Annotated in this window: 24 protein-coding genes and 1 riboswitch; of the genes, 4 read left to right on the forward strand and 20 right to left on the reverse strand. The window is 35.8% G+C overall.

The window, feature by feature from the left end; genetic code table 11:
* Positions 1-4: 4 nt before the first annotated feature.
* From EZV73_RS20485 to EZV73_RS20490, 3 genes are all read right to left on the reverse strand, one after another.
* Positions 5-964, reverse strand: a complete 960-nt coding sequence (locus tag EZV73_RS20485; protein ID WP_240842294.1) for a hypothetical protein — start codon at positions 962-964, stop codon at positions 5-7.
* A gap of 131 nt (positions 965-1,095) precedes the next feature.
* Positions 1,096-1,221: a hypothetical protein gene (locus EZV73_RS28725; RefSeq protein WP_255813790.1), complete on the reverse strand. Its 126-nt coding sequence runs from the start codon at positions 1,219-1,221 to the stop codon at positions 1,096-1,098.
* 298 nt (positions 1,222-1,519) lie between these two features.
* Positions 1,520-1,846 carry a hypothetical protein gene (locus tag EZV73_RS20490; protein WP_240842295.1) on the reverse strand — a complete coding sequence of 109 codons (327 nt, stop codon included), beginning with the start codon at positions 1,844-1,846 and terminating at the stop codon, positions 1,520-1,522.
* 141 nt (positions 1,847-1,987) lie between these two features.
* Here EZV73_RS20490 and EZV73_RS20495 point away from each other — a divergent pair, with 141 nt between their 5' ends.
* On the forward strand, positions 1,988-2,401 hold the full coding sequence (locus tag EZV73_RS20495) for a DUF1801 domain-containing protein (RefSeq protein ID WP_240842296.1): 414 nt from the start codon (positions 1,988-1,990) through the stop codon (positions 2,399-2,401).
* Between the two features lie 17 nt (positions 2,402-2,418).
* Here EZV73_RS20495 and EZV73_RS20500 read toward each other — a convergent pair whose 3' ends face one another.
* The 6 genes from EZV73_RS20500 to EZV73_RS20525 form a co-directional block, all read right to left on the reverse strand.
* Positions 2,419-2,658 carry a DUF3343 domain-containing protein gene (locus EZV73_RS20500; RefSeq protein ID WP_240842297.1) on the reverse strand — a complete coding sequence of 80 codons (240 nt, stop codon included), beginning with the start codon at positions 2,656-2,658 and terminating at the stop codon, positions 2,419-2,421.
* Complete coding sequence (locus EZV73_RS20505; RefSeq protein ID WP_240842298.1) at positions 2,658-2,849, reverse strand: sulfurtransferase TusA family protein; 192 nt, start codon at positions 2,847-2,849, stop codon at positions 2,658-2,660. Before EZV73_RS20505 ends, EZV73_RS20500 begins: the two co-directional genes overlap by 1 nt.
* On the reverse strand, positions 2,849-3,886 hold the full coding sequence (gene yedE / locus EZV73_RS20510) for a YedE family putative selenium transporter (protein ID WP_240842299.1): 1,038 nt from the start codon (positions 3,884-3,886) through the stop codon (positions 2,849-2,851). Before yedE ends, EZV73_RS20505 begins: the two co-directional genes overlap by 1 nt.
* Before the next feature lie 149 nt (positions 3,887-4,035).
* Positions 4,036-4,548, reverse strand: a complete 513-nt coding sequence (gene purE, locus EZV73_RS20515; RefSeq protein WP_240842300.1) for a 5-(carboxyamino)imidazole ribonucleotide mutase — start codon at positions 4,546-4,548, stop codon at positions 4,036-4,038.
* A complete protein-coding gene (gene purK, locus EZV73_RS20520; protein WP_240842301.1) occupies positions 4,545-5,702 on the reverse strand; it encodes a 5-(carboxyamino)imidazole ribonucleotide synthase in 1,158 nt (385 codons plus the stop codon). The genes purE and purK overlap by 4 nt, the downstream gene beginning before the upstream one ends.
* A gap of 204 nt (positions 5,703-5,906) precedes the next feature.
* Entirely contained in the window at positions 5,907-8,363 is a 2,457-nt protein-coding gene (locus tag EZV73_RS20525; protein WP_240842302.1) for an ATP-binding protein, read from the reverse strand.
* A 229-nt stretch (positions 8,364-8,592) separates the two neighbouring features.
* On the opposite strand from EZV73_RS20525, the gene EZV73_RS20530 reads away from it, so the two are divergent.
* On the forward strand, positions 8,593-9,054 hold the full coding sequence (locus tag EZV73_RS20530) for a hypothetical protein (protein WP_240842303.1): 462 nt from the start codon (positions 8,593-8,595) through the stop codon (positions 9,052-9,054).
* A 31-nt stretch (positions 9,055-9,085) separates the two neighbouring features.
* Here the strand turns inward: EZV73_RS20530 and EZV73_RS20535 are convergent, their stop codons facing one another.
* The 8 genes from EZV73_RS20535 to EZV73_RS20570 all read right to left on the reverse strand — a co-directional run bounded on the left by EZV73_RS20535 (position 9,086) and on the right by EZV73_RS20570 (position 17,196).
* A complete protein-coding gene (locus EZV73_RS20535) occupies positions 9,086-10,039 on the reverse strand; it encodes a serine hydrolase (protein WP_240842304.1) in 954 nt (317 codons plus the stop codon).
* 125 nt (positions 10,040-10,164) lie between these two features.
* Positions 10,165-11,127, reverse strand: a complete 963-nt coding sequence (locus tag EZV73_RS20540; RefSeq protein WP_240842305.1) for an ABC transporter ATP-binding protein — start codon at positions 11,125-11,127, stop codon at positions 10,165-10,167.
* On the reverse strand, positions 11,127-11,903 hold the full coding sequence (locus tag EZV73_RS20545; RefSeq protein WP_240842306.1) for an ABC transporter permease: 777 nt from the start codon (positions 11,901-11,903) through the stop codon (positions 11,127-11,129). Before EZV73_RS20545 ends, EZV73_RS20540 begins: the two co-directional genes overlap by 1 nt.
* The gene (locus tag EZV73_RS20550) at positions 11,900-12,760 is read right to left on the reverse strand and encodes an ABC transporter permease (RefSeq protein WP_240842307.1); all 861 of its coding nucleotides are present in this window, start codon (positions 12,758-12,760) and stop codon (positions 11,900-11,902) included. The genes EZV73_RS20545 and EZV73_RS20550 overlap by 4 nt, the downstream gene beginning before the upstream one ends.
* Positions 12,736-13,941, reverse strand: a complete 1,206-nt coding sequence (locus tag EZV73_RS20555) for an ABC transporter substrate-binding protein (protein ID WP_240842308.1) — start codon at positions 13,939-13,941, stop codon at positions 12,736-12,738. Before EZV73_RS20555 ends, EZV73_RS20550 begins: the two co-directional genes overlap by 25 nt.
* A gap of 66 nt (positions 13,942-14,007) precedes the next feature.
* The gene (locus EZV73_RS20560) at positions 14,008-14,712 is read right to left on the reverse strand and encodes a TVP38/TMEM64 family protein (RefSeq protein WP_240842309.1); all 705 of its coding nucleotides are present in this window, start codon (positions 14,710-14,712) and stop codon (positions 14,008-14,010) included.
* Between the two features lie 54 nt (positions 14,713-14,766).
* Positions 14,767-16,107: a rhodanese-like domain-containing protein gene (locus tag EZV73_RS20565; RefSeq protein WP_240842310.1), complete on the reverse strand. Its 1,341-nt coding sequence runs from the start codon at positions 16,105-16,107 to the stop codon at positions 14,767-14,769.
* A 213-nt stretch (positions 16,108-16,320) separates the two neighbouring features.
* Entirely contained in the window at positions 16,321-17,196 is an 876-nt protein-coding gene (locus EZV73_RS20570; RefSeq protein WP_240842311.1) for an MBL fold metallo-hydrolase, read from the reverse strand.
* Between the two features lie 140 nt (positions 17,197-17,336).
* Here EZV73_RS20570 and EZV73_RS20575 point away from each other — a divergent pair, with 140 nt between their 5' ends.
* A complete protein-coding gene (locus EZV73_RS20575) occupies positions 17,337-18,035 on the forward strand; it encodes a Crp/Fnr family transcriptional regulator (protein ID WP_240842312.1) in 699 nt (232 codons plus the stop codon).
* Between the two features lie 49 nt (positions 18,036-18,084).
* Here EZV73_RS20575 and EZV73_RS20580 read toward each other — a convergent pair whose 3' ends face one another.
* From EZV73_RS20580 to EZV73_RS20590, 3 genes are all read right to left on the reverse strand, one after another.
* Positions 18,085-20,088 (reverse strand): methyl-accepting chemotaxis protein, encoded by a 2,004-nt coding sequence (locus tag EZV73_RS20580; RefSeq protein ID WP_240842313.1) that lies wholly within the window; start codon positions 20,086-20,088, stop codon positions 18,085-18,087.
* Between the two features lie 117 nt (positions 20,089-20,205).
* Positions 20,206-20,931, reverse strand: a complete 726-nt coding sequence (locus tag EZV73_RS20585) for a ferredoxin--NADP reductase (protein WP_240842314.1) — start codon at positions 20,929-20,931, stop codon at positions 20,206-20,208.
* Between the two features lie 352 nt (positions 20,932-21,283).
* A complete protein-coding gene (locus EZV73_RS20590) occupies positions 21,284-22,462 on the reverse strand; it encodes a sodium:proton antiporter (RefSeq protein WP_240842315.1) in 1,179 nt (392 codons plus the stop codon).
* A gap of 67 nt (positions 22,463-22,529) precedes the next feature.
* A riboswitch (Fluoride riboswitch) is annotated at positions 22,530-22,590 on the reverse strand.
* A gap of 261 nt (positions 22,591-22,851) precedes the next feature.
* Here EZV73_RS20590 and EZV73_RS20595 point away from each other — a divergent pair.
* Entirely contained in the window at positions 22,852-23,685 is an 834-nt protein-coding gene (locus EZV73_RS20595; RefSeq protein ID WP_240842316.1) for a DUF2785 domain-containing protein, read from the forward strand.
* Positions 23,686-23,725: the final 40 nt, after the last annotated feature.

The following is a 23,725-nucleotide window of genomic DNA, read 5'->3' on the forward strand; positions in this document are numbered from 1 at the left end:
CCTCCTAGACAAACATATCATTTTCCTCTTTTATCTCTTTCGTTTCAGTAAAAAAACGTGTCAACAACATGGTCATCAAAACAAGTATAATGGATGTTAGTGGAATGGATAGTTGAAAATCTGTTCTTATCAAAGATTTTGCAAAGAGAACTTGTAAAAGGCTAAATACAACTGTTGCTGATGTTGATGCAATGATGGCCTTTTTACAAATACCTTCAAGGATTTGAGCAGTTTCAATGACTTTTTCGCTGTATCTATCCAAACTTAAGGCCTCAATTAAATCAAGTGATTTCAAGATAATAACAAGACCAAATCCAGTTGGTAAGGCTATGACAGCATACTTTAAAATAATAAAGAAATCAGATAAGAAGAAATCGCCACGTCCTGTATTACTGAGTCTAAGATTATTTACTTCTTCTATAACCTTTAGTGGGTAAATAAACGAAAGTGCTATTACGAAAAACGAAGCGGTAAAAACAAGGACTAATGATAAATCTCTTAGCAAATGATTGGTTTGACTAGATGAAAATCTTCTTAAAAGCCTTAATACCACATAGCCACCTATGTTGATATACGTCACACTTGAAAGCATAATCCCACCGTAATCTTCTAATCCTCCAGGAATGACAGCTGTCATTTCTCTTGGATTGATCATCAGATATATTGTAACAAAGAGTAAAATGCTTGTGGTTACAAGTAAAATATCTTCTGTATCATATTTTTTTCTTCTTACACCAATGAGTATAAATAAAGGTAAGGCTGAAATGGAAACATAAATAAGAATCGCCACCACATTGCCTATGGAAGAAGAAAGGGATAACCACCTTAAGAACCAGGCAACTTGAATAAAAGGAAATGTCACCAATTCTTTATAACCAATATTCGTTATCAAACTGAATATGGTCAAAGCTATACCTATAAGACCTACTGCGATCAGTATTTTTTTTATTTTATCTATATACATAAGTCCTCCAAAATTATTGTTTTATTATAATTCTAATTAGAACTTACTCTTAAAATTATTGTTTGTCAATAATTTGTTATAAAATGTAATTTATTTTTGCAAAAAAAAAAAGTACTCAATGAGTACTTTGACTAACCACAGCTACCAGCACATGAAGAACATGCAGATTCTTGTTGCTCTACAGGACGTACGATGTATCCGCCACCTGATAATTCAACAATAATGTCACCTAATTGCTCGTGAAGATCCTTTGCCATGATGAATGTTACATCATTAGAATCATCTTTAACGTCATTTTCACTTAACTCGTCCAGAGTTAAACCAAAGCTTGGACCACTTCAACCCATACCTGCAATATAAATTCTGATATTGCTAGGTTGGTCTGCTTGCTGCTCTACAATCGCTTTGATTGCATCTACAGTCTCTTGATTAGTTTGTATTTTCATGCAAACCCTCCTTTTCATTATTCGTCCTAAAATCCGAACTTCCATCAATTCGACAATTTTAGTATACATTGTATTATATTATAAAGTGATACGGTGTATCACTTATACGCTAAAGTCTTGTCACTAAAACAGATAATGCTATTATTATACCACCTGTAGCAAATGTTAACCATCCACTGATTAAATTTGCAGTATATTGCTTTTCTCTCTCTTCTCTTTTACCTGGAATATTTCTTTCTTGTTGACGTTCTTTTCTAGAACCTCTGGAACCGATGTTAGAAGCAACTGCAGCACCGTAAGCTAGAACTATCAGACCTACGCCTGTTAAAGAATTTGATAAAGTTGTCATTGACCATCCCATTACAAGGGTTATTATAAGTGCTATAACAAGTGATACACCTAAGATGATGCCGTTCTTTATTAAATGTCTTTTCATAAACGTCCTCCAAAATACGTCCTAATCATAGCACACTTTTTTGCCCTAAACAAGAACTTATGTTACAGTTTTAGCAAATTCCCACTAAAAAAGTGGGGTTTTTAATAAAAAACGGGTAATATCAATAATGAGGTGATGATTATGTACGAATTAAAAACTAAAATTAATGATAAGAATGTTTTAGAGTTTCTTAATAATGTAGACAATAAGAGACGAAAAGAAGACTCACTTGTGGTATTAGAAATCATGAGTCGCTTAACAAAGGAAGAAGCAAAGATGTGGGGAGACTCCATTATTGGATTCGGAACTTACAAGTATAGTAACTCGACAGGCAAAGAATTTGAGTGGATGAAAATAGGCTTTTCACCTAGAAAACAAAGCTTAACCCTGTATATCATGAATGGCTATGACCATTATGAAGACCTGTTAAAAAGGCTAGGCAAACACAAACTAGGCAAATCATGTCTCTATATCAACAAACTTGATGACATCGACTTATCCGTTTTAGAAGAGCTGATCAGTCATTCATTTGAATATGTGACAAAAAACTATTGAGGGGAAAATCCCCTCAATTAATTGTTTTCATATACCAATATATTTGCATCGACTTCATAGATTCGATGTATGTTTTCTACATGAATTTCTCCAATGACCTTATTAAAATCATCATGAACAAATGTCAAAGCAACGCCACAATCTACACTTAATTCTCTAGGAGCTGGCATTGTTTCATATTCTATGCCCTGTTTCTTCATGTATTTTTCTAAATAAAGAACACCTGAGAAAGTATGAAAGATGACAAGATACTTCATTATTTTGTACCTTTTACAAGCAAGTCATCAAGACTTACCTGATAGCCACTATTTTCTAAAAATCTTTTCACATTTTGCATGGCTGTGTTATTGTCAACGACAACCTCAATACTTGCTGGTTTAGATTTAATTGCTTTTTTAGTTCTTAAAACTGGTTCTGGACAAGACAATCCTGACGTATCAATTTTCATTAGACAACCTCCCTATTCACAAGACTCACAAACAATAAGAATACTGTAAGTATAACAAGTGCTGGCATTGTATTCGGCGATGCAGCAACTAACTTTAAGTTATGCGCGACACCTGCTCCCATCATTAAACCCATGATTGTAACTGAAGAGTCTACATTACCTTCACTTGATAAAATCAATTGGCGAAGTGGACAGCCGCCTAAAAGTACCGATCCCCAACCTGCTACAAACATACCTACAAAGTTGATGTACCAAACATTGTGAGCTGCTGGCTGACCTTCAAAACCAATATTGAAGTTTCCAAATGCTAAGTTAGTAACAAAAGCGCCCAGTAAAATACTTAAGAAACCTAATAATAAATAGTTGTCTTTGAACAAGATAATATCTCTGATACCACCTACCATACAAAGTCTAGTTTTTTGTGCAACAACACCTGCAACCAAACCTGCTGTTAAAGATAGTGCAATAGGCGCTGCTGGTGGTAGTTTACCATCCACACCAAAGATCAAAAATGCTGGTCTAGCAAGCAGTGCTACTAATAGTGCAACCATAATTGCCACCAACATATAACCGCCCGCTTTTGGCTGATCATAGTTTCTCTTAAGTGTAAAACCCTTGTTTAAGAAGAAAATACCTACAAGAATACCTGCTGAGAAACCTGCAATACCTAAAATGGCATTTAAGTCTCCACCTGCCAGTCTTAATACCATTCTCATTGGGCAGCCTAAAAATGCCAAAGCACCAATCATTACCGTCATACCCAATAGGAATCTTATAAAAGGTGAAGAACCGCCTTTTACATTAAACTCTTTTGCAACAAAAGCTGCAATAAATGCTCCTAAAACTATACCTATAATTTCTGGTCTGATGTAGGCAAGTTTAGATGTTGAGTGTAAGCCTAAGCTACCAGAAATATCTCTAAGAAAGCATGCAATGCACACACCCATATTTCCTAGATTGCCAAACTTCACAAGCAGTCCTGATAATACCCCAATTATCAGGCCGCCTAATACAATCATTAATTTTCTATTTTTCATAGCCCCTCCTTAATCCATCATCATTCTACCAAGGCCATCTCAAAAAGAGAAATCAAATGATTTAATAGTTCGACTTCCAAATATAAACATATTCGATTGTATACCAAAATAATAAAAAAACTAGATGCTCGCTTGCATCTAGCCATTTCTTATTTATTCATCTGCTCAAGATAAGCACTGTATTTCAATTCCTCAAGCTTTTCAGCCTTATCGAGCACCATTTTTTCAAGACTTTTCTTATAGTCATCCACTCTTGTGTAAACTTCATCATCAAATGTGCCTATGATTTCACCAGCTAAAATACCAGCGTTTTTAGCACCATTTATAGCAACTGTTGCCACTGGAATACCTGGAGGCATTTGAACAATAGAGTAAAGAGAGTCAACTCCGCTGAGCGTACTTGTTTTCACTGGTACACCGATTACTGGTACTGAGGTCATAGCTGCTATCATACCTGGTAAGTGTGCCGCACCACCTGCGCCAGCAATGATTACTTTGATGCCTCTTTCTCTTGCAGTTTTAGCATAGTCAACCAACCTATCTGGTGTTCTATGTGCAGACACTACTGTCAACTCATATGATAAGCCAATCTCATCAAGAAATTCAGCTGCTGCTTTCATTACTGGCAAATCAGAATCGCTACCCATTATAATACCAATCATTTGTCGCCTCCTATAATTTTAATAGAATGATAAGCCTCATTGGCTTCTTTTCTCACTTGATTTATATCATTACCTACGACAGTTAAGTGACCCATCTTTCTGCCAGGCTTTGAAGAAGCCTTGCCATAGATATGAACCTTCACTCTCGGGTTTTTGTAAGTTTCTTCAATACCCGTTACCAGACTTACTCCAGCCTGTCCTGATCCTAGTATATTTCTCATGACAACTGGTGATATTAAATTAACATCACCAAGTGGTAAACCTGTTATTGCTCTAATATGCTGCTCATATTGACTTGAGATGGTAGCTTCAATGGTGTAATGACCTGAGTTATGTGGTCTCGGTGCAACTTCATTTAAGTAGATTCCACCCTCATCGTCTAAAAACATTTCAGTACAGAACATGCCAACACCTTCAAATATCTCCATCACATCATGGGCCATTTTCATAGCCTTTTTTTGGCTCTCATCAGTCATTTCAGCCGGTACAATGGTCTCATCTAAAATACTGTCCTTATGGATATTTTCTGCTACTGGGTAAACAGTGATCTCACCATCAATACCTCTACAAGCTAACACAGAAATCTCTTTAGAAAAGTTCAAGAACTTCTCAGCCATTAGATCTACCTTGCCACCACCAAGTACATTGTACTGATTTTCTATATCGTCTTCATTCTTAACAACAGCATTACCTTTGCCATCATAACCGCCAGTTGTCGCCTTTAACATGTATGGATAGCCAAACTTCATACCAGCTGCTTTTAGGTCTTCAAGAGAGTCCACTTTTATAAAGTCAGGCATTTCTATGCCTTTTTCCCTGAGGAGTGACTTCTGAGTAAACTTATTCTGTATGATCTTTAAAGAAGACGCAGTAGGATAAACTACATGTCCTGCTTCTTCTAGCTCAATTAACAAATCAGCATCAATGTGTTCGAATTCATAGGTAATTACATCAACTGATTCAGCTAAAGTTTTGTAAGCTTCTTTGTCATGGAAGGAAGCCACAATATGTGTATCACTAATACTATGAGATGGGCAGTCTTCTGTTGGATCTAAAGTAACAACTTTAAATCCCAAGCGCTTGGCATCTAAAATCATCATTTTCCCAAGTTGTCCGCCACCAATTATGCCTATCTTTTTATTCAATGGATTCATCTTTTACCTCCAAATTCTTAACAATATAAGTGTACAAAACCCGTCCCACATCGTCAACATTATTCCCAAAAACATTCTAATTTCAGTTAATATCTAGAGTTAATCACCAAGTCAAAACCCGAACATTTATAGTAACTTACTAAATAAGATATGTATATTTTGAAATATCTTCATAAAAAATCCGCATCTGATGATACGGACTATTTATGACTGGTGAGGAAACTTGAAAATAAACTTAGTCCCTGACTTATCAGATTCCACATGTATAGAACCTCCAAACTGAACAGTGACTATATTATAAACAATGTTGAGTCCCAATCCTGAACCACCTTTTTTTCGGTTGGTCGTAAAAAATGGATCAAATATTTTAGTTAAATTTTCTTCCTCAATACCTACACCATTATCCAAATAAGTCATGGTCAGCTCATTTTCATCACTTTCTACCTCAATACGCATGAGACCTTCTTGTCCATCATAGCCATGAAGGATGCTATTGAGAACCAGATTGGTTATCACTTGAGAAAAGGAACCCGGATCGCCAAACATGCTTATCTCATCAGGACATTCAACGATGATCTCATGACCATTTTGCTTCAACTCATGATGGAGACTTTTAATGGTTGATTCAATAGTAAGAGCTACATTAAAATTAATGGTATGGGCGTATGTCTTATCAACAGAAATCTGTTTAAAGCTTTTAATCAAATCATTGGCTCTGACTAGATTTTCTTCAATTATGTCTGTAGACTCTACAAGCTGCTCAATATACTTTTCAAACTGAGATTTGGTCATTTCAGCATTTAAGAGTTTGTCTTTTCCTTCTTTTGCCTTTGTCTTTAAAAATGAACTTACTGATACGGCAACACCTAATGGTGTATTTATTTCATGACTGATGCCTGAAACCAAACTCCCTAAAGAAGCCAATTTTTCTTTCTGAACCAACTCCTCCATTGCCTGTTCTAAGGCTTTGGTACGCTCTTGTACCAAAAGTTCTAATTCTTCTTTTTCCTTTAACATAAGTTCTTCTACCGCTTCTTGAGCCTCAATAAGTTCGATGATGTTCACAAGAGTCGCTATAAGCATATTGACCCTATCTCCATTTTTTACAGGAATGATCTTCATTTTGAAGACACTTCTCTTATTTATGGCGTCATAATACTCATAAGTCCCATCATATGCTTGACCAGAAGAAACAACTTCATTTATGATTCCTTCCCAAGTCTTCCTATTGGTGTCTTCTGAAATCAAATCATAAAAGGATGCGCCTACTAAAGTATGTCTTTTATCATCTATATACTCGACTAAATGAGAATTGTAGGTCAAGACAATCCCATCCGTCGTCATAGAAAATACAATAGCATCTGAATTTTCTATTAAAGATCTATAGCGGTTTCTACTATGATTTAAAGATTTGAACGAATCACTCAACTGTTCCATCATGCCCATGTAGGCCATTTTAAGATTGTATACCTCTATAAAATCAAACCTACCGGGTGAAAATACTTCTTTTGTCATATGGTCCATATCAACTGTTGCAAGGTTCTTCTCAAGCTTCAAGATCGATGAAATAAGAATGTTTACTAAAAATCCACCTATTAAAAGTCCTACAATGCCAATTATTATGACGGCCATTCTCATGGCATAAAACTCAGACTGGATGGTCCCAATCAAATCATCTTCCGGTACAGCAACAACAAAGTACCAGTCAAGACCAATCCTCGGATCAATCGAGGTCAACATGGTATAGATACTAGTATCTTCAAAATTTACTTGCTGAACAGAATTAAGGAGTTTCTTTTCAGACAAATAGCCAGCAGACTTTGAGATCAATATGTTCTCACTATCTACAGCATAAGCAAATTCTGTAAGTGGAGGATCCTCACCAGTTAAGGTCAAGAGAACTTCATCAGTTGAATGGGCTATTACCTTAAACTCTCTGTCAACTAGATAAAGCACACCTTTATTTTTTTCAGTTATACCTCTTAAAAAAGTATTGATGCTATTTAAATTCACGTCTAACCCCGAAACACCCATGACGTTGGATTTTTCATCTAAAATAGGAATAATTGATGTAATGGTAGTATTTTGAATTTCATCATAATTGACATAAACTTGAGACCACTGAGCAACAGGATTATTAAGGACTGGCATATACCAAGGCCTACTTGTAGGGTCATAGTTCTCATAAGAGGCAATGACATCTGACGCTCTTGTTTCTCCTGTGTATATGTTCAGCAAGGCTTCTGTATATTTATCTTTAACCATCAAACCATATGTCAAATCTTCATTCAGACGGTAGCCAATATAGTTCTTTTTTGCATCACCATAGCCAACTGCACTTACTTGCGGCAAGCTGTCAGTTACTCTTTTCATGAAGTCTAAGATCAAGGGTTCTAATACTTGATAATCTTCATGATCATAATATTTATCATGCTCTAGTAATCCAGCCAACAAACCATTTGCCAACTGAGGATCCATTAGTAAATCAGACAAATCGTCATTTGCAGATTTCTCCATAGCAGACATCAAAGATTCACCATGTTCTAAGACCAAAGTATTGTAAGTCCGATCTACTAAAAATGAAAAAGTGATGGCCAATATGATGATGATAATTAATACTAGAAGAAGCAAAGCTGTCCTTATTGAAAATGAATGTTTCATACACTCCTCCAAACTGTCTCTATTATATAGATACTCGAAATCAGAGAGCTTAATCAGATGATATATATTTCACAAGTTTTATCAAAATCCAAGTCCTTACATTTTTTTAACATCATGCAAATTCCCTTCTAGCTATGCTATAATGAATTATTACGTTGAATTTTGAATTTTCATTCAACTTAATATGGGGGGAAACAGATAAAACGTAGAGATACGTTAGGAGGTAATCATGAACAAAAGACTATCAAAGTTGGCTAAGATAACTATTGTCATCAATATTGTTTTAGCAATCATTATCGGTTCTATACACAGCTACAACGTTTATCGAATCAAAGAGACCAATGATATCATATTTGAAAAAATGGAAGAAAAAAATGTTATAAGGGATTCAGCTATTTATCTTTTAGAACAAGAAGGTGTTGACCTGTTTTTAGGACAAGAGCTGACAACTATATTTGGCTTATTTGCATCCATACTTTCAGTATTTTTGCTTTACAAGTTTTCTAGAAGCGTTAGCTTTTTCTATGGATTTGGTGCCGCATTTACTGGTGTTTTTACATCTTTTCTTGGAGGTTTTGCACTTTTCTATGTGCTTCTATCCGGCAAAAGTGAAATCAGTATTTCTTCAGAAAGAAAAAGTTTTAAGAATGAATGGGAAAAGTTCATTTATGACAAGAGTGTCAAAGAATAGTATCAGTAGCCCTACTTATGTAGGGCTTTTCTTATAGATATGGTAAAATATCCTTATAAATAAACTCTATCCGATCTTTTGCACGCGGCTTAAAACTAGAAGTTATGGAAACTACGATCTTTTTTGCTGGACATACATAGATGATGTTGCCACCATCACCTATAGCAGCATAGCCGCCTTCAAGAAGCCACCAAAGATAACCATAGGCTTTGTCTTCGAAACGACTATGTATTTGAGTACTTTTACATAACCATTCTTTAGAAACAACCCTCTTTTTATTATAATAGCCACCATCAAGACACATCTTTCCAATCTTTAATAAATCTGAGGTCTTAAGAGCCAATCCCCATCCACCAGTATGAATACCTTTAGGATCCACAACCCATCCAGAAGCTTTCTTGTCTTTCAAAAAGGCCAAGTGCTGGTCTTTGTTTTCTAGATACAAGCTACTAGGCACCATAATCTCCAGTGGGTCAAAGAGATTTTCCTTTGCAAACTTCCAAAGAGACTGCCCACAAGCCTTTACAAGAATAGCAGACAGTATCTGCATACCGACAGTAGAGTATTTAAAATTGCCAATCTCGCTTCTACCACCCAAAAGATCAAGTGCGGCTTTTGTCCAGTCGTTACTAGAATAAACTTTTGTATAAGGTTCAGACCTGTACTTATAGGGAGCTGTCATGCTTAAGAGATGTTTGATTTTTACTTCTTTTATGGTCTTCTCACCTCTTTTAAGATGATAATCAGGAAAATAGTCCAGTACATAGTCCTCCACGCTTTTTATAAAGCCCCTATCAATAGCAATACCTACTAGAATTGAAGTAATAGACTTTGTGACCGATGCTATGTGAAGGGTGTCATGTCTTGTAAAACCATTAAAATATGCTTCATAAACAAGATTATTCCCTTTTAAAATACATATCCCCATCATGTTCTTATAGTCTCTTTCTATAAGACCTTTTAAATGTTCTAAGTTATTCTTCATTTTCTCACTTGAGTACCTGCGCAGACCCATTTCTCCTTAAATTATTTAACCAACATTGATTAAGGTCAGTCTATTATGATATAAAATTTTTTTCAAGAAAAAAATTAAACCTACAATCACGAGGATTATAGGTCTTTATAAGTATGGTATTTTATGATTTCTATATCAAGGTTTTCATGGTCCGACATGTCTTTAAATGATTCAGCCATAAGCTCAAATCCTTTTCCTCTCAATCTTACCAGATAGGACTTGCCAAGCCTCTCAGACGAGACCACTTCAAAATCACCCCCAGCTGACATATGTATCTTTTGAGGTCTTATGAAAACAGCGTCTGCATCTTCATTTGGAAGTAAGGCCTGAACCTCCTCTTTTTCAAGCCAGTTACCCGATCCAAAGAAGTCACCAACTTCTCTAGTGACTGGCTCAAAATAAATTTCATTCGGTGTGGCATATTGAATCAAGCTGCCATTTGAAATAAAGGCTATACGATCAGATAGTCTTAAAGCCTCCATGGGAGAATGGGTCACAAATAAAACAGTCAGTTTTAAGCGCTTCTGAAGTTTCTTGATGAATCTTCCAAGGTTTTCTCTTAGATTAGGATCCAAACTTGAAAAGGGTTCATCCATCAAGAGAATTCTCGGCTCAAAGGCAATGGCACGAGCGATAGAAACACGCTGTTGTTGCCCACCTGACAATTCACTTGGAAGACGTTTTTTTAATCCCTTAAGTTCTAGTAAATCCAAGAGTTCTTCAACCCTTTCATCAATATCAGCTTTAGGCCATTTTCTTATTTCTAAACTATAGGCAATGTTTTTATAGACCGTCATATGAGGAAATAGCAAAGGCTTTTGAAAGACAAAGGCTATTTCTCTTTCATTAACAGGTAAATCCATAATGCTATTTCCATTGAGTGTCATTTCAGAAGCTTCAATGTCCAAAAGACCAGCAATGCTATTAAGTATGGTACTTTTACCAGAACCAGATTTACCAACGATGGTACAAAACTCACCATTAGTAACATGAAGATCTAAATCATGAATGATCCTTTCATCAAATGACACATTTAATTTTTTTATTGATAAGTCCATTAATTGCCTCCAAATAATACTTGACTACTTTTTCTACTTAATCTATCTACAATTAGAAACAAGAATAAGTGTATTCCTAAAAAGATGATGCCCATAACCGCGCTGTGGCCATAATCTGCATTGTTAATATAGGGAAACATGACCATGGATAAAGAAATCACTTTTCCTCCTCCTATTAAAAATGTTGAAAAATACTCTGTATTAGATATTAAGAAGCTGATGACTAAGGAAAGTGAAAGTCCTGGCTTCAAAAGAGGTAAAGTAATCCTTAAAAATGTTTGATGATAACCAGCTCCCAGTGTGCTAGAAATCATTTCATATGCCTTTGGTATACCAGTAAAATAGGCGATGGCTATATTAGTTGTATAGGGTAAAGTAATAACTGTATGAACCAGCACGATGCCCAGCATGGTATTTTTAAACGGTGTTATCAAGATCACTTGATGCATGCCCATAAAAAGAATCATTCCTGGTATTAATAAAGGCATTGAAATCAACAAGGCAAGGCCTTTTGAAAAACCTCCTAGATGATAAACAAGGGCTCGACCTGTAAGAAAACCAATAATAGTACTCATTAGAGACGTTGATAACCCAATGACTATGCTCGAGAATAACCCCTTATAAAAAAGAGGATTTTTTATAAGGACGTCATGCCAATAATCCAGTGTAAAATTACTCGGTAACACTTGCGGAAACTTATAATAAGAAAACACTGATAACAAGGTCATCATGATAATCGGTATTAAAATCACAGCCCATACTAGATATTTTTTCATCCAAGCCTCCTTATGAGATTTCTAAAGAACAGTGCAAAAATAACAACACTTATCAGACCGACAAGAAAGAGTATCACTGTCATGGCCATGGTAACAGGGATGTCACTGATATTTGGACTTAAATAGAAGCTATATAACTTTACAGAAAAAGTTTGACTCCTCATATTACTCAATATATAAGGTACCTCAAAGGATCCCAAATCATAGGCAAACAAAACCATGCCAGCCCAAACAATGGTATCTCTAGATAAGGGCAAATAGATTTTTCTGAATAAATGATGGGAATGACTCCCTAAAGTAAGGGCAACATGATCATATTCTGAGGAGATATTTGACATAACATTCACTACTAGCATCATGACAAAAGGAATGCCTTTTAAAGTAAATACCAGTATGACACCACCTACACCATAAATAAAGTTAGGAAAGTCGTTTGTAGACTGACTTAAAAAGACATGTAAAATTCTCGACAGAAGACCTGATTGAGAGAAGAACATTACTACAAAGAAAACCATATAAAGATAAGGCATAATCATACCAATTCTCATCAGCTTGTTTGTCACCTTCTTTAAAGCCTGATGCTTAGTCCTCGAAAGTCTATAGGCCAGACTTGTTCCAATGATCATAGACAGCGATGATGAAATACCTGCACAAAGAAGTGAAATCAAGATACTAGAATAAAAGCCTTTAACTAAAAAGGCTTGTCTGTAATATTCAAATGTGACCTGATTAAAACCTAAGTTAGGGATATAACCTAAACTTTCTCTTAAGACCATAAAAAGCCCGCCACCTATCAAGACCACATAAAGTAGACTGATAGGTGTCAATAAGGCTATTGTGCGAATTCTTCTATCCATATTTCCTTTATCCATTCCACATAAATGGCTTTCATTTCTGGATTTCTATGTTCCGTTAAAGTTTCTAAAGTCAGACTACCTGGTTTAGACTCTATTTGATTCAAAGCTTCAAGAACATGATCATCAACTTTACTTGTATCGAATGCAGGCATATCACCCCATACATCTGACTTCATTTTTTCTACTTGAGCTGGAGGACTCTCTAGAAAGTCTATAACAAGTAAAGCACCAGCCTTTTCTGGTGAATTATAAGGTACAGCCAAGTAGTGCGAATTACCTATGGTACCTGTTTCAAAGACAAATGGTTTAACACTTTCATCGTAAACACCTGAAGCAACAAGGCCTGCTGTTTTACCAATTTCAAATCCCATGGTCATATCAACTTCACCATTCCTAAATAGTTCATCGAGTTGAGCCTGTGAAGCAGGCAATACTTGCCCCTGGTTCCACATATATGTATGCAAGTCCTTAAAGTAGTCAATGACAGATTGAGATAAAATTTCAAATTCATCTCGTGTCATGTCTGTCTGAAAAATATCTGTTTCCCCTGTTAACTCATAATAGGCATTTCTAAAAAAGGCAACACCTACAAAATCATCTGGTATTCTTGGGTAAGTGATTCGACCAGGATGTGACTTTGCATAATCCAATAGTTCTGCATAAGATTTAATCTTTAAGTCATCACCTGTAAAAACCAGCTGTGCACGACCCCAAATGCCTTCATAACCTTCGATGGCAATCCCCGAATCATAGGATAAGTCACTTGCATTTTGATCATAATAAGTATTTAAGTTTGGCAGTAAATGTGTAAATGGACCTGAAAGCAAACCACCTTGCTTGGCCGTCTTAAAGTTTTCAGCATTGATCCAAAGTAGATCAGCAGTCCCTATTTCTACACCTGACTTCTTTTCGTTAAGCAGTTTGTTCAAATATTCCGGTGCATTCATCGGTACGCGGTTGAGTGTAATGTCATACATTTCCTTTAAATGATCACTGACATATCCGTCCATGTATTGATTGATACTTTCATTGCCACCCCACATCAAAATCGTGACAGTTTGTCCCTGCCCTTCTTGAAGAACTTGGTCCCAATCAGAATAATCCTCGAAACTTGTTTGTTTTTCACTTTGGCATGAAACCAAGAAAGTCAGTATCATAACCATTAATATAATTTTTTTCATAAAATACCTCTGCAATATAAACCGATTAACTTATCATAACATATTTATAGGTAAGAAACTATTTAACTAATCTTGGACCTGTGTTTCCTTCTTTTGTTTATCACTGTAGATTCTTTTAAACAAGAAGATCATTGTCGTCAATGCAAAAAGAATCAACAAGCCAAAGACCAACATTTTTGTACCACCAACCAACATACCACCTACATAAGAATAAACAAGGGTTGCCGGTAATTGACCAATACCTGTTGCAATAAAGAACTTCCAGAAACTCATTGAAGTAAGACCAGCAGCATAAGACACAATGTCAAATGACATAAAAGGCAATAGCCTTGCGATTAATACTGCATAATTACCGTATTTATCAAAGAAGTTGTCAATAGATTCTAGGGCTAGCTTACTGGTTAGCTTTTCAACCAGTCCGCGACCAAAGTACTTAGCCAAGTAAAAACACAAAGCGGCTCCCGCCATAGAAGACGTCCAAGACAATATGGCCCCCTTGACCCAACCAAATAAACCTGCATTGGCGAAAGTAATCATAAAAGCTGGTAGTGGTGCCGCTATGGATTGAAATACCATTAGTAAAAAAGAAACCACTGGCGCTAAAATACCATAAGACAAAATATAACCTCTTACAATATCTACATTTAAAGAACTCAGGATGAAGATCGCCTGTTTAAACGATGTTCTAACCGGTTCTATCATAAAAAGTACAAGAATGACTAGAATGGGTACTATAAAATTCAAAATTAGATATTTGTTTAAATTCTTCATAAATATGCCTCCAGAAAGAAATAAAATCCTTTCAGCTGAAAGGATTTTACAGGATTAGTTTAGTAGTTCAGCAAAAGGCCAGCCCTCTTGTCCGTTTTCTAAAATGAATAATCTATCTTCTTCTATACCTTTTTCAAGTAGGTAGTTGTAAGTTCTTTCAGCACCACCGCCGCCTCTCGGACATACGATAACAACTTTACTGTTTGTCGCTTGAATAGATTCTAATGCACCATCAACTTTTGCCTTGTCTTCATCAGACTTTACTGGATAAGCATAGGTTGCTAAAGCACCTTTGATATGGTGTGCATCAAATTCTTCTTCAACTTGAATATCTAATAATACCAGTGGTGATTCGTTTTCTAAGTTTTCTTTTAACTGATCAGCTGTATAGTATCTGAAATCACCCTTCACTAGAATTTTACTTTCTAATGGTAGAGCTTCATTTGCAGCATACTCATAAAATGATGCATCGTAATTTCTAACATTTTCATAACCCATCATTTTTAGTGCAATTTGTGCATGAGCAGAACGGATACCTGCTGTGCAGTAAGTAACAATCTCGTCATCTTTATTTAAACCAGCTTCTAAGAATATTGCTTCTAACTCTTGACCGGTCTTAAATGTACCATCTTCATTTAGTAAAGTATTGAAAGTAAGCAGTCTTGCATTTGGAAGGTGACCACCTCTTTTTTCACCAAAGTTAGCATCACCATCGAACTCATTTTGCTCTCTTGTATCTAAGATAACAAAGTCACCATTTCTACTTGCTAGCTCCTCAGTGCCAATTGTTAAAGTCTCATCTAAAGCTTCTACAACAAAGTCACTTTCTACTGGCTGTGTCGCTTCTTTTGTTGTCTCATGTTTCATAGAAGTCCAGTAGTTATAACCACCATCTAGGATTTTAGAATTCTCAATACCAGCCATTCTTAACATCCAGACGATTCTACCATCTTCACCCCAACCATTTTGAGTATCAGCATAAACAATGATTTCTTTATTCATATCAACGCCAATGGTTGATAATTTTTCAGAAAGTGTTTGGCTGTCTAAAACAACACCCCAACCAGCTTCGCCAGGTGCACCTCCTACATTGGCAAATGCAGGCCATGAAACAGCAATAGCACCAGGAATATGTCCATCAGCATATGCCTTGTCCCCTCTTGCATCTAAAAGTAAAATATTATCATTATTTAAGTTTTCCAATAAGTAGTCTGCACTTACTAGATAAGAATCATCTACATAAGAAGATACTTCTTCTGTTTCTTTAACTGCAGCTTCACTTGTTTCAGTAACCACTTCTTCACTTGATGTGTTATTAGCTTCATTAGAATTACAACCCATCATTGTTGTAATTAAGGTAACAACCAATAAAACTACGACCCAATTCTTCTTCATATTACTCCTCCTAATTAATACATATGACTCATGAAGTATAGCATACTGAAAAGACATGTAGAAATCGAAATATTATATAATTAGAGGTCCAAGTATCAGAAACTTTTATTATTAAACTATTGACATTCAAACCGCTCCCTAGTAATTGGAAAATCAACAATTAGGGGTCTTCACAATATAAGAAAAAGTCTGAATAAATCCAGACTGTGAGGCTTAATCAAATACATCCATATCATTTCCTGACACAACGTGCCCTGTGAAGTGGACTTTGATTTCATCAATCATCTCATGAGTTCTCTTTTTTATAGCTGATTCGTCTGTTGCCTCATCTCTTGTCACCATAAAGAGTTGATGGTATAAAACTAAAAGACCAGGCTGAACCTCACTTGCAATTTTTCCTAGATCATAGCTGGAAGTATGGACTCTTGTATGGTATTTTTGCCACTGAGGTGTCCTACCTTTAATCCCTTGACTTGAATAAACCTCATGGACCAAAATATCACATTCTTTCGCATGCTTGACTAAATTGTCGCATGGACAAGTATCACCAGAAATAACCACAATCTTATCAGGGGTTGTAAACTTATAGCCATATGATTCAAATGGTGGATGGTCAACTAAAAATGCCTCTACACTTACCAGGTCATCCTTGTATATAAGCCCTTCTGAGATTTCATTCGCTACAACCTCAATACCTTCTTGATTAGCTTTTTCAAGCCCATATTTTCTTGCATGAATATCCACTTCATAAGCGGCTAGAATATGTTCTGTCATCTTTTTCAAACCTTTAGGACCAAATACTTGTAAAGGCTGATCTCTGGTCATAACCCAAGGTGTATAGATTAGATCGGCATAGCCTACTGTATGGTCTGAGTGCAAGTGCGTTAAAAAAGCTCTTGTAAGCTTTCTAGCTTGAAGACCATCAATGCCCATTCTATAAGCTTTTTGAGCTTGTCGGACCAGACCAGGTCCAAAGTCTACTAAATAGGATTGGTCATTCACAACCACTGCCACACAAGGGCCTGATCTTTCAGGTACAGGATTAGGCGTACCGGTTCCCAATAAAACTACTTTTGTTTGATTTTTCATACGATTCCCTCCATCTGCTAACTTCTCATTCCAAGCTGGTTTTCTTAACTTGTTATAAGATGCCTCTTATGATAAATTTATCATGAGTCCAATTAGGATTTCTGTAACTGTGGCTACATCAAAGAATGAAAGGGGTTTTAATGAAAGGTTTTGATATTGATACAATTTCTACACTGCAGTGGATTGATCATGTAGATGATTTGCCGGTTCTACAGAGCCTCTTACATTTTGCAGACCAAAAGACAATTAAAAAAGGGGCTTATCTTTCACGTCAAGGTCAAGCGTCAGATGCTTTTTATTACTTAAGCAAGGGCCAAGTTAAAGTTCAATTAGTAACTGCTGAAGGTAAGGAAAAAACACTCTGGTATACACTTGCCGGTAATATTCTAAATGATGTGAGTTTTTTTCATCACCATCCGACCAACGCATCTATCATAGCAAATGAGGATTGTGAAGTTTATGAGTTTAATAGAGTTACCTTTCAAGAGATAATAAAAAAACATCCAGAATTAGCTGAAGAAATGCTGACATCTATGTCAAAACGGATAAGAGTTCTTGTTCATCAGCTGGAAACGAGCGCTTACTTAAAGCCTATTACTAATGTCTGCAGACTGCTCTATCCATTCTCAGAAAAATACGGAAAAAAGCTCGGGAATGAAACACATATCCATCTAGAACTGACTCATACAGAAATTGCCTCGATGACCTCTTTACACCGCGTAACTGTAACAAAGGTACTCAGTCAACTGGAAAAAGAAGGTGTGCTCGATTGTTCTAATCGGTTTGACATCTGTATTAAAGCTCCTGAAAAGCTGAGGATTTATGCAGCTTATGAATAAGTTCGCTAAAAAAAGACCAGCATCCTTTGGAAACTGGTCTTACTATTTTCTAAAGCTTAAAGATAGCTAAGGAAGAGTTTAATTCATCTAATTGCTTTCTATTTTCAGCAATTTTTCTACTGATACTCCTGAGATTTTCTGTTTGCTCAACAGTGGATGCACTGATTTCCTCAGAACCTGCAGCGGTTTCTTCTGAAACGCCTGAAATAGATTCGATTTCAGTTAACACCTCATTTTTAATGTGATTGACTTCCTCAAACTGGGTGCCTAGATCTGTAACAAATCCTGATACTTTTTCTATGGCATCATTGATTTCTTCAAATATAGACTGTGTTTCCGAAACAGAATCATTTACTTTTTCAACAGCTGTATTGGTACCTCTGATTGTTTCGTTGGTACTGGTTACCAGTTCAACAATCTCAGATATAATGGAGTTTATTTCTTCAGCAGAATCTGAAGACTGCTCAGCCAGTTTTCTAATTTCATCTGCAACTACAGCAAAACCTCTTCCTTGTTCACCAGCTCTAGCAGCTTCAATGGCTGCATTTAAAGCCAACAAGTTTGTTTGATCTGAAATATTTCTGATGGTTGTAATAATCTCACTAATGGTTGATGATTTTTTAGCCAACTCATCGACACTTTCCGTAACAACTCTTGTCGCCGAAACATTATCTTCAAAGTTAATTCTAAGTGTCTTTAATGAAGACTCACTCTTTAGACTGCTAACATTAACATCTTCTGTTAAATGAATGGTTTTATTTAATCCTTCTGCTGCCATGTCAATATGCTCTGACAGATTATTCATAGCCCCTACTGAATCACTAGATGATTGGGCTTGTGAAGTGGCCCCTATAGATATTTCTTCTACAGAAGCAGAAATCTGTGCATTAGATTCAGTGACATTGTCAATAATATTTTGGATCTCTACAGTAGATTCAGTAATATCATCTGCTAAAGTATGGGTCTGTTTGATAAGTGATTGGATATCTGAAAGCATCTTATTAAAACTATTAGCAAGGATACCCAGTTCATCTTTAGACTTGATTGACATTCTAACACTTAAATCACCATTACCTGCATATTCCATGTTTTTAGATAAGGTGGTAATTGGTCTAAATATTAAGCCTGTGATGACTGTGATACTGATTGCCACAGCTATAAGTATCGCTGCCATAAAAATCATAATATTGGTCATAATACTTTGAACAGATCCAGCAAAATCTGCTTCAGGAACAGTCGCTACAATCTTCCAATCTCCTACAGTTCTAAATGAAGCATATATTTTATTGCCTTCATAGACATAATCGAAAAATCCTGTGTTAGATTCAAATAATGGTTTTAGAACCGGAATCTCATTTACATCTAAACCTACATTTGCTGGAGTTTTATGAAAGAGTGTCAAGCCGCTCTTATCCACGACATAGGCATAACCACTTTTACCAACTTTAATCCCCTCAATCAAGCCTTGAAGGCCAATAATCTCTCTTAGTTCATCAATATAACTTGGTGCAAGTCCAATTTGAACAATACCAGGCTGGTCAAGTCTTGAAACACCAATATACTGGAACAAGACGGCATCGGTCCCTCTTTCAGATGGTGCCTGAGCCAATCTACCATTTTCAGATCCAATTAAATCTAAGAAGGGTTTGGTTTGATCAGATGTGTTAAAATCAAAGCCATAAAAGCCTTCGATGTTACCATTTGTTAAAACACCATCACTGTTCATCACATGGATTTCATCCACACCTATACTATCTGCTATGGCAATCATATTATTTAGTTCTAATGCCTCAGGACCGTATTTAATTGCCTCTGCTACAGCTTTTGCCAAATCTAAGTTTTTTTCATCTAAAGTATGAAAAAACGTTGCTTCTACTTCTCTTCTTGTGTTGATACTTTCTTCGATATTATCTAGTTGGCTTTCCATTTGTTCTTCAATCAATCCCAAAACCAACTTGTTTTCTATCTGGAAGAAGATGATACCACCTAAACCTACAATAGCAATCAGTAATATCAATAAGACCGGTATTAAAACCTTATTCTTAAGCTTCATGTCATCCCCCTTAAGTTGTATAAACTAGAATGTTCACTATGTTAGATAGTTACCCCGAATACAGAAAATGACGCTAAATAAAAATTTAACAAAAAAGAAGCATTCGTTTGAATACTTCTAATGTGAGCCACATCCATTACAACCAGCTTTGGGATCGTCCTTGATAATATCTAAAAACCCTAAAGCCTTAAGTCTAATAACATTTTCATCAACAAAATCATCTGTTCCAGTTAAATATATGATGGGTTCTAGATCTTGTCTTTTCATCAACATCCTAAGTTCATGGTGGAGCATGTCAAAATACCCAGCTTTACTTGATAAGTAATAAGACGAAAAGTGCTTCAAGTCTGATTTGTACAGATCAAACTCTTCCTTATATATATCACCGATTTCATCTAAACTTAGCTGAATCATTTCACTGATATGGTTTTGATTGTCTACATAAGATGAAACCATAGCCCGCATGGGTGCAATACCAATGCCTTCAGAAAGAAGAACTAATGGCCTAAGTTCTCTTCTTAACTTCAAAACACCTTCTGGTTTGCCAAGCTTTACATACTCACCTTTTACAAGATTTACAAGCACTTCTTTATAGTCGCTTCTAGGTTCTGTTACACGAGTTGTAAAACGCAGAAAACCCTCATGAGGTGAAGATGCTATAGACAGCTTTTTACCAACCTCTTTTTCGCCTACTCTTACTATAAGAAATGTATGCTCACCCGGCGTCCATTTACTTATTTCTTCTGTTTCAATATCAAAACTAAAAGTTGTTTCATCATGTTTAATTATATTTATAACTTGACCATAAAAGGTCTCCATATTCTTTCTTTTAGAACAAGCCATTTAACCTCCTTGATAACAATTATCACATTGATTGTATCATTGTCTACTAGCTTGGTCAACATACACATAAACTTCTTTAAAATCAGGGAAGTTAATCATTCATAGCTCAACTAATCATTTAACATAAAATGTCTTATAAGTTTTTCGGATTTTGATATGATTGACTTATCCCAGGATAAGAAATATCGGCAAATAGATTAGTGAGAAAGAAAATGCTTTTGAAAAAACATCTTTTAAGTTCAAAAGGTAATAAAGAAAATCATGAATCAAATGTAACAAGCATCAATGAGATTTCATCAATTTCAAATTAAATCTATTCGACATTCTAATTGATTTTTTCAAAACCTATACACTATCCTTTATTCAAACATGGTTCTGTAAGTTTATCAATTCCTATAGCGCCAAGTGGAGCTGTTACTAAAATGGTTAAAACAGCAACGGCCAGTATTGTGTTTCCAGATTCAACACCTGCTGCAAGAGGCATGGCTCCAATAGCCGCCTGAACAGTAGCTTTTGGCAAATAGGCAACAGATGCAAAGAGTCTTTCTTTGATATCTAAAGGCGTCTTAATTAGACAAAGCTGTACACCTATCATTCTAAACACCAACTCTATAACAAGTAAAAGTAAGGCAAACAAGCCTGCTGAAGCCACATATCTGATATCCACTGCTGCTCCTACCAGTACAAATAAGAGAAGCTCTGCTAGTACCCAAACTTTAGAAAATCTATGAGCCATTCTCTTGCCTCTTGTTTCATTGTGTTTAAGCATGGCAATACCAAGCGTCATCACCGCTAGTAAGCCTGAAATAGGAACCAGACCCTTTAAGGCTGTTTCCAGACTGACAAACAAGAATGATACAGATAGTATCATTAAAATCTTCACCGTATCTCTAACTTTTAAATGATCAAATACAATCGACATCACTAGGCCAGATACATAACCTAAACCTACGCCTAGACCAATGGAAATTGGTACATTGATTAGTGTCATCATATCAAAATGTCCCCCTTGATACATGCCTAAAAATGAAGTGAATAACACAATGACGAATATATCATCCACTGATGAACCTGCCATAATAAGTTGCGGAATGCTGTGTTTTTTACCATAGCCAGATTCCATCAACTTAATCATCTTAGGCACAACGACTGCTGGAGAAACCGCTGCTAGCACTGTACCTAAAATAGCAGCTTCTAAAACACTTATGCCTAATAGTAATGGTGCAAATATAACGACCGCTATTATCTCAAATGTGGCAGGAATGAAACACATTAAAATGGCAGGTCTACCGACTTTTCTCAAGTCTTTTAAATCCAAGGACAAGCCTGCCCTTGCAAGTATAACAACTAAAGCAATCTCTCTTAACTCATGTGATATTTCAAGAATACTCCTTGATATAAGATTCAATACATGAGGTCCTAAAACAATACCAGTGATAATCATTCCAAGAAAACCTGGAAGATTAAGCCTAGTGAAAACACCACTCAACATGTAGCCTATAATTAAAATCAATGCCAAACTCAGTAACATAATAACTCCCTTCTAACTCTTATAAGAAACCCAAAAACAAAAAACTCCTACAAAAAATCCTTCCGAATTTTTTGTAGGAGTCATTAGCATTTAAGCACTTATTGGGGAACTCCATCCCCTCTTCAATTCGAGTGTAGTATAGCATCAAGCATACTCATAGTCAATAAAATCCTTCAAGAACTTTAGGAAAACGTTGCTTTATTTCTTAACATTTATCTACTGTTTATTCCTGTTGTCAGGTGAAATATTTACTTAACATAGATGAGTACAAAATGTTATGTATCCTTATAATAACTTATGCTAGATTATTTATATACTAACTAAGGAGGTACAGGTATGCCTTACTCTATTTCCTAAAGGTCGTAAACTATAACATTTAGGAGGAACATATGGAAAGAAAACTATTGAAAAAAGATTTACTCGACATTAAGAAAAATGACTACAAGCTACAAGGTAATAAAGATGAATACATCAAAGCCATGATGTTACACATTGGTGATCCAGACCCTGTTTTAAGAGATGACTTGATTTATCCGACGCTGCTTCACTGGATAGAGATCAACAGAGAACTTGATAAAGATACACTCAGTCGTATGTTTGATGATTTATTGTCCGACAACTACATCTTTTATAACATTGACAAGAAGGATGAAACATCTGTATACAGAAGAACATTCTCTACTTTAACACTCAATCCTATATTATGCGTTCATGAAGAAGAACCTTTTTTATCTGAAGATCAAATGGATGCTTTTAGAAATAAAATGATTGATTATATCAACAAGGAAAATGACTTTAGAGGTTACGATGATATACATGGATGGGCCCATGCCTTTGCACATTGGAGCGACACAAATTTCTTTTACACTTTGGGTTTAGAAAATCCAACTGACATGTGTATGGCTGTCTTATCAACCATTCAAAACAATATATTAAGAATCAAAACACCATTATCACGAGAAGAAGATGAAAGACTAGCAACAAATATTGTGTATGAGTACATTGGAGAAAGTATGATTACACCAGTCATCTTTTCAAGTTGGCTTCAAGGCTTCAATCGTGTTTTTGAAATAGAAGATAAGATGCATAGGTCTAGTGCAAAAGTGAATGTCAAACACTTCTTAAGAAGCATCTATTTTAGGATGATGCATCTTGAAATATCAGATGACTTTGTCCTTCCTCTACTAGAGCTTGAAAAAAAGTTTAACAGTTATTTATACTGAAACAACAAACACCAATCGATTATACAGATTGGTGTTTGTC

Origin of the sequence: Acidaminobacter sp. JC074, from assembly GCF_022496765.1 — a bacterium.
GTDB lineage: Bacteria > Bacillota > Clostridia > Peptostreptococcales > Acidaminobacteraceae > JABXKX01.